Here is an 11,409-nt window from a genome sequence, read left to right as displayed (position 1 = left end):
ACGCTAGCAAGAATAATATATAAATCCTCAGTTAATTTATGTGCTTTTGATAGCGCTATAGCATTAATAGGTTTATTATTTCCACTAACTTTTTCAAGCTCCCCATGTTCACTAAAATTCAGCTTATCCCCAATGCTTATACTGCTTTGATTCTCTTTTTTACATACTAAATACCCTTCAAAATATTTGTAATTGGAATTACAGTGGCTATGCCGGTGAACTCATCTATATCAACGCATATTCCGTATAAGTCTTCTCCACCACCAGCCTCAACTTCAAGCTCTGTTGTACCATCAGCACTAAAACTAAGCTTTACTCCGCGCTTGTATGGATAACCCTTAGCAGGATAATTTTCTATTTTGTCTTTACTACTAGTTCTAACTCCACCAGAATTGGCATAAATTAAGTTTTATTTCTAAAATCAATAGAATTGCCAAGCAAATTTGCATCATGTTGGGGATTTTTCATTAATGCCTTAATTTCGGCAACTTTTTTATCAAACTCTTGTTTAATCTTTGTAATGTCACTCATTAAAAACTCCTTTACGTAATACTTGTTCTTTTATTTCTTTTCAAGTTTTCATAAAATTGCATTCGTCTTTGCTTGTAAGTATTACTAATAGCTTGTACAAATTCTGTAAAATTAATTGGAACAAAATTAGAATCAAGCAAACTTACTCGCTCTTCTGATTTAGCAACAATATTGCCTTTAATAGAATCAACAGAAGAAGAATTGCTGTTCGCATTTTTTCTTAACTTGATGTTGACTTTAGCTAAAGAAACTAGTTGTTCTAGTATCTCCCCATCAATATGGGTTATGTCTGCTACTTTAGAAATAGCTTTAATTTGCTCAATTGGAACAAACTTGCGAACAAGTTCTCTACGTTGCGCTTGCATAATGTCTTTTAGAGTGTATCCTTTTGCAAGTAGCACTTCTTTATTAAAATGATTGCTAAGATGTGCTTTTGCTAGCGTATCAATTTCATTTATACGATCTGCCTCTAGTAATAATTGCTTTTCAACACGCTCACGCTCTTCAACTTCTGCAAGTTCTTTTGTTATTCGCTCATTTATGCTTAAATCACGATTTATCTCTTTAGGTTTTGCATTTGCCTGTTCTTTAAGGCGCATATACTCTTCATATTCACCAGAACTTATAATCTTAGTATCAGATTTAACTTGCTGTTCTTCTTTAACTTGTACTTGCAAGTCTTCTTTTTCTTCATTTTCAATCACTTTTTAACTCCTTTTCTCAAAATGAGAATAACTTTTCTTTTAAAATAGCTAGCTCTTCGTTATTAAAGGCGCTGCTTTGTATAAGCTCGTTATATTTACTGTAAAGCTCAATTAGCTTAATATCTCTTTCTACCTTTTGATCTTCACTTAACATAATCAGTGAATTAAACCTCATATCAAGACCAAAATATTTAGTAAGTTTCAAATTACAAGAATTCTCAATTTGTTCTTGTACCCCTTTTAGAAAATCATAATAATTACTCCTATCGCCTTTACCATCATTTCCAAGTCCTTTAGCCTGCTCGTTAAAACTTCTAGTTAGAGGCTCCTTAGTATCAGCACCAATTTTTGCTTTAATTAATGCCAACGCTTCTTTTAAATAACTAAGATCGTACTTAACAACTTCTAAACTAGCGCTAGGGGTTGCGGTGTAAAACATCCCCTCATTATTAAGATTGCTTTTAAGCCTAGCAAGCTCATGTGCTAGTGAATCATTAAGACTGCGTAAATTAGAAATATCTTTATTATGATTATTTGTATTTTGTTTTCTTAAAAAAGAAGACAAAATGCTACTGCCTTTTTCATTATTGCTACTATTAGTTAGTGCGCTCAAAGAAGTTGTAGCACTAGAGAGAGCGTCTTGTAGTTGCACTAAAGATTCGTCTTTATAAAACAAAAAATTGTGGTTCTCAATGCGTTTTTCTATTTCAACGTATATTTTTTCAAACAAGTAAATATCTAACAAAAAACTTTCCGTATAACACGGAACATATCTTTTTAAGATATAATCGAAATTTTCATATATTATGAGTCGACTTTTGTGTATTTTAACTGCATCTAAAGAATTACCATTACTGTTGGCTTTTACTTTATAAGTTATATGATCAACATCAACCCCTGAATCTCTTACAGATTCATGATCAAGGTATTCAAATCCAACAGGTAGCTCTATGTTAACAGGTTCTTCAAGGTCTAGCAGTGTGTCTTTGGTTTTTACTAAAACATATCCAATGCCATGAAAACGGTAGCTTATAATACAATTTAAAAGCGCATTCTTAAGCTGCACCTTTAATCTAGAAAGTTCTGCTTCACTAACATTGCTAGTAGTGCTTTCAAGAACAAGCCCGTTCTTGAGGCAGTCTTCTGCTACATTTTCTATGTAATTTCTAAAAAATATTGAATATCTATATAGTTCTAGTGAACTTATTTTATCTACTAGTTTTGCTTTTCTTAAATTACACATTTTTACTTCTTATTCTTAATTTTCTTAATTAAATTATGGTGTATAATAGCAAAAACTAATATTTTTGTCAATAAAATTTACAAAAATTTTTGGCTGCCAAAATGAATACTTCGCTCTTTATATCCTAAAGACAACATCAAATATGCAGCGGACATTGCGTCAAGTGCATCATCATGGGTTTTGTTATCCCCTTTATAAGCGTAAATATCATTAAATACAGAAGAACTGCTGTACTTTGCAATATAAAGTTTCTTGTAAGTAAACGGTGTGATTAACGATGTTATTCTACTAAATTTATTGGACTTTGGTTTAACCGGTACAATTCTAAAATAATGGCCCATATTGTTTCTAAGAGTCATATATTCACGAGTCAATGCCCCCGCACCTTTAGTATTGTCCCTATCTTCTAAGTAAAGTGTATTTACATTGAAATTTTCTAAAACAGTCTTGACCATATTCATAATATAAGGATCATTTACTGGTCTTTGGTCTTGAAATACAAATGCGTAATACTTATCATCAACCCTCTCCATAACACATAAAGCGGTATTATCCCCTCCAACACTAAATGCTGGATCCAAATATGCTATAGGGCTGCTAAACACATAATCTTGGGTAATATTAATTTGTGTAAAAATTGAATCGGTGCTTGCTATCCATTCTCCTAGTAAAACCCTTGCCTTGTACGTTGGTATATCTTTATAGAGTTTCTCTTGAGTTTCGATAAATCCTTTACTAAGAAGTACATTATCGTAAGTTGTAAAATTATATGTTTTAAAAGTCGCTGTATTATCAATATAATCAGTTTTAAAATAGTGTTCCGGATGATCAGGATTAGTATCAAAAATAATAGTCTCTTGTCCGCATCTGAGTCTTTTTAGCACTTCTTCTAAAGTTTGTTTGTGCAAAGTAGTGGCCTCATTAACAAAAACAAGCGCCGAATTACTACCTCTAAACCTTTCAAAATCACTTGCCTTATCCCCGCCATATAAATTAATACGAAGTGAATCTATCAATATATATGAATTATTTGTGTGTCTTGGAATATAAGGAATTTTAAGAAGTTTACATATCTTCTCAAATTGCCCCAAAACATTAACTTCAACTGAACGTTGAGAATTTCCTATAATGAAATTATTAGTATCACTAGAATATAGCTTTTTATTTGCAATTAAACTTTTAATAAACAGATAACATGCAAGATATGTTTTACCGCTAGCAATACCACCACTAAATATAATCTTCTTTTCATTGTTCTTTTGAATGCTTTTTATCACATTCTTTTGCTTTAGGGTTAAATATTCTTCTTCAAACTGATCAAAATTGATTGAAGAGTTTGTTACCTTTACAAACTGCAATATATCAACTCCAAACTGATTTTTATATTGCTTTTGAAGTGTCGTAAAAAGTTTTGTTTGATATAAGTTCACTTGTGTCCTTTACTACTTTTGTAGTTACTTTTGCTCTCAACTTCATGAGCAGCAGCAAGCCTTTTCATACATTCATAGTAAAGCTCCATTTCCCTTATTGAGCACTCCTTTATTAGATCATCAAGTTCATCTTTTAAAGAATTAATTTCTTCAGTAATACATTTTGCATTTTTTTTGTTACATTGTTTATTTAAAGATTCAATTTTAAATCTTAAATCATCTATTTTTGAAAACATACTAGCAAGTTCAATACTAGAATATTGCTTAAATGCACGTATAAATCCCAATTCTAAATTAGAGCGCTCTAAATCTAATTCGCCCTTAGCTTTTTTAGCCTTAACTTCAGATTTAAAAGTTTGTGCTACAAGGTGTTCAAAAGTATCTTCACTAATTGTTACTCTAGAATCTTCGTTAACAGAAGTTTCCCCACTCGCCCATTTTTGTCTCATTCTCCATACATTTACTCTAGAAACTCCGAGTTTAGCTGCTATTTCTCCATCATTTAATGAGCCTTCTCTAGAAATATGCAACATAATCATCAAAAGATCTTTTAACTCTTTTCAAAAGCATTACCCTAAAGTAACAAAATTAACAAATTGTTACTCTAAATAGTAAAGCAATTTGATGAATTGTTAACATAAACTGATAACTTCTTGATATCTATTGAGGAGTATTTTATATTTATTGGCTTTTATTGATTTAGCTCGCTGCTATTTCTAAATCAAAGATTATGAAAATAGCGGTTCAATAATTTATTGTATTTTTAAAAACCTTGATTTTGTAAGTTTGTAAAAATATTTCACTTCATTCATAAAATTATTACTTGTGAAAATTCCTTTGTCATAGTAGTGTATACTTATAAATAACATATCTTTAAATTCTTCAATCGCATGTGGTTGGTTTCGTTTCGATACTTTTCGTATTATCTTATAAAAAATAAAACTAACAAAAAACAAAAAATTGATAGATTCATCATATCCTAATTTTTCCAAACATTTTTCTAGCATTCCTTCCTTGTAGCTATAATTAATCTCAACATTTTTGGAACTTCTATATTTTTCTATTAGATATCTATCTTTTAAAACCCCTTTAATAAATTCTTTTGTGGGTGGTCCTAAAGGGTCATTTATTATTTCATAAGCGATGTGTATTTCCTTTTTTGATTCTTGATCTAAATTATCATAAAAATCTGAAACTTTATTAGCATGCATATTATCTATCATATGATTATTATAGCAAAAACACAATTATATATGCTAAAATTTTAGCAAAGGAGGAAATTACAAAAACCATTGAAAAATGTTTAATATTAAACTGTTTAGCGAAGTTAATACTTTATAAATAAAAACAAGACTAATTGTTAGTCTTGTTTTTCATATTTTATGCTTTCGAAAATCATTTTTCTTTACTTTTTCTCTTCGGAATTTTTAGTCTCTTTTTCAATACTTTTAAGTTCTTCATCAATTTGCTTAATCGCCTCATCTATTATTCCATTTGACATACCACTAGTATCAGCACTAACAGAAGAATTTACACTTAAACCATATTCTCTAGCTTTTGTCCAAGCTTGCTTTCCAACTTGTCCTTGATTCTGAGCTTGCTGCCCATGAGTTTCTCCAGTTGCAGATTTAACTTGACTTTGAAGCTTTTCAAATTCCCCCTTAGCCTCTTCTAAGGCTTTTTTTCTCGCTTCTTTTTTATTTTTTAAACTCTCTTCAAGCGCCTTTAATTTATCCTCAAGATTTCCTTTATCTTTTAACTTTTCTTTTATTTCTTTTAATGTTTTTTCATACTCAGAATATGTTAAAAGAGAAGTTTTTTGGGAATCTGAATTTTCTATTTTATTCTTTAATTCTTGAATTGTTTTTTCAATTTCTTTTGTATCTTTTTCATCTAAATTAGATATGTCTTTTTTCTCTAAAATATTTAACAATCCATTAAATTCTTTTTTTATCTCTTGTTCTACTTGTTTTGAACTTTCTAACTCCTGCTCTGAACTTTGTTTTGAAGTTTCTAAATCTTTACTATTTACATCATTCTTGCAAGAACTTATCAGTGCAAAAACAACACAAATAACAAACATTCTTATTTTTTTATTCATAAAAATCATCTCCTATGATATAAAAGTTTATTTCAAATTCTTTTTAAGCTCCTCTAATAAAATTGCATATGAATTATCTTTTCCAAAAAATGTAATAAATTGAGAACCATTAATAGTTTCTATTTTTGTTTCTATGTTTTTGCTTTTATAATCTTCTCCTTCTTGATAACCATAATAATAATCGGCATTAAATGCTCCCCCTCTAGTCATTGCGTTTACAAAGTTATTAACTTCTGACTCTTCTAATGAAAATAATGTCGCCGTGTGTCCTCCTCCTTCATTATCATTATTCAACCCTGTTGCAATACTATATTCTTCCTTTCTTATAACTAAAGTTCCCAAATCTGTCCAATTGCCACTATTGCCTTTTTTATATTTAATTTTTACAGTAAATTCAGAAAATTTTATTGTATCACTACTTACTTGCTCACTTAAACTACCATGCTCGCTTGAACTACTTGTAAAATTTCCACAAGAACTTATCAGTGCAAAAACAACACAAATAATAAACATTCTCATATTTTTATTCATATTTTTATTCATAAATTACTCCATAAGTCTTAAAGATAATGCAATACCTATTATATACAATTTTTTTAAAGATTTAAATAATTAATTTTGTTACATTTCGAATTACATAGTAACAAAACTCAAATGTAATTTTAATCAAACTTAGAAAATCTCTCCATTGCAAATGTCAAACTCATTACAAATGATCACAAAACACATACAAATTAAATTTCAGAGTCTTTGCTATATATCACACAAAGTATATTATCTTTCTTGTGTGCACCCCTTAGAAATTGCCACTTCTGTTTACTATAGCCATCCTACATTCCAAATTTCGCATGCAATGAGAAGCACCAAAATTTGACTAAAATTTTTAGTTTTTGGTAAAATACAAAATGTAATTTTTATCTATTTTTATTACTTTTACTTAATTTAAAAGTAACACTTTTAAGGAGTAGATTTTATGGACATCAATAATTATCTTAATTTAAATAACGGTGATACAGATTTTATCCTCAACCTACTAAAAAATTATCAAAAAGTTATAGATGAAAATAAAATTCTTAAAAATTCTCTAAAAAATTCATCTAAAACCAAAAAAGAAAATCTAAAACCCAGTCCTAAGTTTTATATAACTCCAAAAACTAAAAAACTAATTGAAAAATGTATTAAACAACTAAAACAAATTGATCCAATATCTGGGTGGTTCGTATATTTGCTTTTAATAACTGGGTGTAGGGGCACTGAACTTCAAAAAGTAAAAATGCAAGATATTACTACTCTGCCCAGCAAAACTGGTGAAATTCTTTACAATATAAAAGTAAATGTAGCAAAAAAAAGAAGTATCGCTTGTATTAGAGAAATTGTCATTGACGCTAACGATTTCATGGCTATTCAAACAGTACACAAAAATCATTTTGAAGATAAAAATCTTGATACAAGGCGTACTTATCTTTTCCAAAAAACCAAACACAAGTTTAAAGACAATCAAATTGACATTATACATATTTCTAAAAAATTTAAAAATCTTCTTAAAAAGTCCGGCTTCAAGGTAAATAAATCACTTCATTTATGTAGAAATTTATTTATTTCAAATTTAAAAGCCAATGGTTATAATTCTTTTCAAATTAAAGAACTTATGAAATACTCTTCAACCCATGAAATTGACAATATCTACGGACTATCTTCTGCAAACAAAATTCAAGCTTATAAATTTATCAAAAATAGTTTAAAGCTATAGTGCAACTACTTAAACTTAAAGATACGTTTTGAAGTTCCCTTAAATTCTTTTCCACGAGGCTTTAAATCAAGAGAATCATATAATATCTCTTGCTCTTTCGTAGCAATAAAGTGAAATCCAGCAACTCCTTTAATTTTAACTTCACTTATTTCAAATTCATTTGCAGTTCCAAAATAACGAGAAGTTTCATATCTTGCGCTACTTCTAATTCCGTAGTAATTAAGTATCATACAGGGATCTTTAATAAAACAATTACTCCTAATATATCCAAGTCCTAAAAATCTGTAATACGATGCATTTATATCAAAAACATTAAATTCAAGTTTCTTAAATAAACTTGTGTAGTAATGCAGACATAAAAAATAGCACCCCCACTTTTGTATCTCTGTGAGTAACCCATTATTACTTTGTTTTATTTTACTAATAATCATTGATCAACCTCCAATGTTAAATATTTTTTTTAACTCTTTAGTATCCCCATTCAAAAGGGGACACTATTTGCATACGCTATATTGCTTGGTAAGAATATCTTATTACTTGTTGTTAAAAATTCAGTAAATCTATCTGATATTGCCCTTTTCTTAGGATCATAATTGAACACAAATTCTCTAAATCTGTAATTCATATGATGAATTAGTGGATATTTATCCAAAATATTATCAATTTTAATTTTGAGCAGATTTTTTATAGGTTTTTCTCTTTTTCTATTTTCATTTTGAATTTTATTTAATTCTGCTTTTAGCTTATCAATCTCAATAAGATTCTCCTCAAGATTTATAGCAGCCTGCTCGGTTTTAATCTCAAGGTCTATACACTTAACATACTCTACAAATTCTTTTACCCAATCAAACTCAGTCCCAGATTGATAAAAATCACTCTTTACTACCAACTCCTCAATCTCTTCAACAAGATTAATAAACGTTTCATTATCATGATCACTTGCGATTAATAAATCAATCCCATGGTTTTTAGCAATTTCGTTTCTTATATTGAAAACTTCCCGCTCACATTTTTGAACAAATTCTAAAACTTTTGTTATCAAAGAGTCATTTCTTTCTATCTTACAATTAACTGGTGCAGCATCTATCAAGAAGAATAAATTACAATACTCAAGTCCGGTACATGCTAATTGTATTTGTGCTTGCACATAATATTTGAAAAAATACTTACTACTTAAGAAATTGCCATTTTTATTGTACTCCGCTATAGCGCCACTCATATAATTAGAGTCACTACTCTTAATCTCTAAAAGTTCTTTATTACCTTCCTTATTTATAAACCAGCCATCAATTGTTGCCCCTACTAAATTTTCTGAACCATTTATTTTTTTGGAATAATTATATTTATCAACACCGTTGGCATATTTGTTTTTGTATAGTACATCAATATCATCACCATGTGTCTTAACAAATTCTCTAAATCCTAAATTTTCTAACTCTTTGCCCTTGAGCATATACAAATTCTCTTCAAAAGGTATACTCATGCCAAAATATTTAAGCACTCTATTTATCATTAAGTCTTTAAGATCAGCTCCACCAATTAGAACAGTACCCACTTCACTAGCACCGTATTTATCAAGCTTGTTTCTTTGCACGCTAAAATCAAGATTTCTATTAAATCTAAAACACTCCCTACTACTTATTCCTGGTAATTTTTTACCTATTTTACTTAATTTGCTTTTTTCTTTAACAACAATATTTGATTTTTCTTCAAACACTTCACATCCAATAAAACTTTGTTGCTCAAAATTCATCATTTTAGATACTCCGTTATTTTGTATATCTTGATTATTATTTGTTAGTGACATAATCGTCAACCTCCATGAATTTGTTTAATAATAATTATATAGCAAAAACTATTTTTGCCAACTTTTTAACAAAATTTTTTGTAAAAAGAAGTTGGGACTTAACGAAATTCTTTTATATTCTTTTATTAGAAAATCTGTTAAGTCCCAACCTAATTAAATTGATTCTTGATTTATGATTTATGACACTAACATTTTTTTAGCTATACCTATTATATAATAATATATGTTTTTGTCAACTTTTACACAAAATTTCTTGTAAATAAAAATATAGAGAACTTATAGAAAATCTCTTACGAAAGAAATTCGATAAATTCCCACTACTGATTTTTTGGAAAATTCTAAATAGATAATAAATAAGTAACCTTTGCTGGTGTTTATGCAACCAACGTTATTTGACAATAATATAGCAAAAATGGTTGTTGTCAATTTGTTTGTAAAACTTTTTGTAAAAAACAGTGGGGACTTTATTAAAGTCTCTTGTTAAAATAATTTAATAAAGTCCGGGGTTTAGCAGAATTTATTATAAAAAATAATTCTACTAATTAATCATAATTCAATTTAGAATTAAAATCAATTTGGATTTTTACAAAACAAAAACTTATTTAAGTTCTTTTGTTTAAAAGTTTAAACAAGTTCTAATTTAGAAAAGAGCAAAAATAAAATGTTATTTTTAATAATTTAAATCAAGATTATAGTATCTCTATTTAAAAAATACGCTATATACTCCCTTGATATTTTGAAAAATTTCACTCATTCTCAATTGAAGAAATACTTATTGAATATAGAGTAAATAATTGGAGCAAGTGTTATTCCTGCTATTAACATTACTTGTATTGTTCTATTGCTTGCATTAAGTTCATTTTTTAAACTAGATATATCCTTTTGTAAAGTCTTTTCTAAACTATCTATTTTAGCGTTTAAACTCTTCTCTACACCATCTATTTTAGCGTTTAAACTCTTCTCTACATTATCTATTTTAGTATCTAAACTATCTATTTTCGCATTAAGTTCGTTTTTTACACTATCTATTTTCGCATTAAGTTCGTTTTTTACACTATCTATTTTAGTATCCAATCTAGATATATCTTTTTGAAAGTTCTTTTCTACATTAATTATTTGTTGTTCCAAAGAATTCATTTTCTCTTTTAAAACTTCAAAGTTGTAATTATCATTGTGAAGAAAAACAAAATCTATTGCCTCCTCACTAAACCCTTTATTTAAAAATTCATTCTTTATACTTTCTATATTATATGTTCTGTACGCTAAATTACTCATAAAATCTACGTATTATCCTTTTAATTGTTTATATTCCTTCATAATTCTTTTAATTATTTCTTTTTCATTATTAAATAATTTGTCTAATAAGAACCCTGTGAATTTAGAATTGGTTTTATAAAAATCGTAACTCTCTTTGCTTTTAAGTTGAAATCTTAACGGTTTTATTGGGTTTTGTCTTGATTTATCCTCTTTAATTTCTGTGTTTAATATGTTTCTATATACACCCTTTAATCCTTTTTCTTTAATGTCACTTATTGATACACTCCCATCTAATACTTTTCTATAAATTTTAAGGTATAAAAAAGCCTGACTTCTGGATATTATAAATTCTGACAAAAAGTCTTCAAATTTTTTATAACCATCTATCAAATAAAGTTTTTTTTCCCTTATTTTATATAATATTTTCATTGTTTTAATTTTATTATCAATATCATCAATAGTAATTCTACGAAGTTGCTCTTTATAACTTTTATATTCAAGTTCGTTATTTTCAAATTCTTTAATGCTATCTGTTCTATTATTTAATAATATTTTTTTTACTTTTAATTTTGACATTTAATCCTCC

At 28.2% G+C, this 11,409-nt stretch carries 11 protein-coding genes and 2 pseudogenes; 1 reads left to right on the top strand and 12 read right to left on the bottom strand.

The genetic code is table 11. From position 1 onward, the window contains the following. The 8 genes and pseudogenes from QIA27_RS05955 to QIA27_RS05920 all read right to left on the bottom strand — a co-directional run. Positions 1-531: pseudogene (locus tag QIA27_RS05955) on the bottom strand (DUF228 domain-containing protein); the annotation flags it as partial. 11 nt (positions 532-542) lie between these two features. After that, complete coding sequence (locus QIA27_RS05950) at positions 543-1,235, bottom strand: DUF1357 family protein (protein WP_418906373.1); 693 nt, start codon at positions 1,233-1,235, stop codon at positions 543-545. A 16-nt stretch (positions 1,236-1,251) separates the two neighbouring features. After that, the gene (locus tag QIA27_RS05945) at positions 1,252-2,478 is read right to left on the bottom strand and encodes a phage portal protein (RefSeq protein ID WP_418885650.1); all 1,227 of its coding nucleotides are present in this window, start codon (positions 2,476-2,478) and stop codon (positions 1,252-1,254) included. 77 nt (positions 2,479-2,555) lie between these two features. Beyond that, positions 2,556-3,908 (bottom strand): PBSX family phage terminase large subunit, encoded by a 1,353-nt coding sequence (locus QIA27_RS05940; RefSeq protein ID WP_418906372.1) that lies wholly within the window; start codon positions 3,906-3,908, stop codon positions 2,556-2,558. Then, positions 3,905-4,472: pseudogene (locus QIA27_RS05935) on the bottom strand (DUF603 domain-containing protein). Before QIA27_RS05935 ends, QIA27_RS05940 begins: the two are co-directional and overlap by 4 nt. A gap of 188 nt (positions 4,473-4,660) precedes the next feature. Further along, a complete protein-coding gene (locus QIA27_RS05930; RefSeq protein WP_418906371.1) occupies positions 4,661-5,131 on the bottom strand; it encodes a DUF643 domain-containing protein in 471 nt (156 codons plus the stop codon). A gap of 182 nt (positions 5,132-5,313) precedes the next feature. Beyond that, entirely contained in the window at positions 5,314-6,009 is a 696-nt protein-coding gene (locus tag QIA27_RS05925; RefSeq protein ID WP_418906370.1) for an ErpL protein, read from the bottom strand. A gap of 27 nt (positions 6,010-6,036) precedes the next feature. Continuing rightward, the gene (locus tag QIA27_RS05920; RefSeq protein ID WP_418906375.1) at positions 6,037-6,540 is read right to left on the bottom strand and encodes an Erp family outer-surface lipoprotein; all 504 of its coding nucleotides are present in this window, start codon (positions 6,538-6,540) and stop codon (positions 6,037-6,039) included. Between the two features lie 442 nt (positions 6,541-6,982). Here QIA27_RS05920 and QIA27_RS05915 point away from each other — a divergent pair, with 442 nt between their 5' ends. After that, entirely contained in the window at positions 6,983-7,759 is a 777-nt protein-coding gene (locus tag QIA27_RS05915) for a site-specific integrase (RefSeq protein WP_418906369.1), read from the top strand. Between the two features lie 5 nt (positions 7,760-7,764). Here QIA27_RS05915 and QIA27_RS05910 read toward each other — a convergent pair whose 3' ends face one another. The 4 genes from QIA27_RS05910 to QIA27_RS05895 all read right to left on the bottom strand — a co-directional run bounded on the left by QIA27_RS05910 (position 7,765) and on the right by QIA27_RS05895 (position 11,399). Continuing rightward, entirely contained in the window at positions 7,765-8,190 is a 426-nt protein-coding gene (locus QIA27_RS05910; RefSeq protein WP_418906368.1) for a DUF261 domain-containing protein, read from the bottom strand. 50 nt (positions 8,191-8,240) lie between these two features. Beyond that, positions 8,241-9,569 carry a DUF244 domain-containing protein gene (locus tag QIA27_RS05905; protein WP_418906374.1) on the bottom strand — a complete coding sequence of 443 codons (1,329 nt, stop codon included), beginning with the start codon at positions 9,567-9,569 and terminating at the stop codon, positions 8,241-8,243. A 753-nt stretch (positions 9,570-10,322) separates the two neighbouring features. Continuing rightward, positions 10,323-10,841 carry a Bdr family repetitive protein gene (gene bdr, locus QIA27_RS05900; RefSeq protein ID WP_418906367.1) on the bottom strand — a complete coding sequence of 173 codons (519 nt, stop codon included), beginning with the start codon at positions 10,839-10,841 and terminating at the stop codon, positions 10,323-10,325. Positions 10,842-10,853: 12 nt separating this feature from the next. Next, complete coding sequence (locus QIA27_RS05895; RefSeq protein ID WP_418906366.1) at positions 10,854-11,399, bottom strand: chromosome replication/partitioning protein; 546 nt, start codon at positions 11,397-11,399, stop codon at positions 10,854-10,856. Positions 11,400-11,409: the final 10 nt, after the last annotated feature.

The sequence above is a fragment of the [Borrelia] tanukii genome, from assembly GCF_030439725.2.
Classification (GTDB): domain Bacteria; phylum Spirochaetota; class Spirochaetia; order Borreliales; family Borreliaceae; genus Borreliella; species Borreliella tanukii.
The sequence above is the reverse complement of the archived record's forward strand: the minus strand, read 5'-3'. Positions and strand labels throughout refer to the sequence as shown.

Bases quoted from the DNA above. Each gene is read 5' to 3' on its own strand.
- QIA27_RS05920 (WP_418906375.1), bottom strand. From the start codon at position 6,540: ATGAATAAAAATATGAGAATGTTTATTATTTGTGTTGTTTTTGCACTG.
- QIA27_RS05945 (WP_418885650.1), bottom strand. From the start codon at position 2,478: ATGTGTAATTTAAGAAAAGCAAAACTAGTAGATAAAATAAGTTCACTA.
- QIA27_RS05930 (WP_418906371.1), bottom strand. From the start codon at position 5,131: ATGATAGATAATATGCATGCTAATAAAGTTTCAGATTTTTATGATAAT.
- QIA27_RS05915 (WP_418906369.1), top strand. From the start codon at position 6,983: ATGGACATCAATAATTATCTTAATTTAAATAACGGTGATACAGATTTT.
- QIA27_RS05910 (WP_418906368.1), bottom strand. From the start codon at position 8,190: ATGATTATTAGTAAAATAAAACAAAGTAATAATGGGTTACTCACAGAG.
- bdr (WP_418906367.1), bottom strand. From the start codon at position 10,841: ATGAGTAATTTAGCGTACAGAACATATAATATAGAAAGTATAAAGAAT.
- QIA27_RS05895 (WP_418906366.1), bottom strand. From the start codon at position 11,399: ATGTCAAAATTAAAAGTAAAAAAAATATTATTAAATAATAGAACAGAT.
- QIA27_RS05925 (WP_418906370.1), bottom strand. From the start codon at position 6,009: ATGAATAAAAAAATAAGAATGTTTGTTATTTGTGTTGTTTTTGCACTG.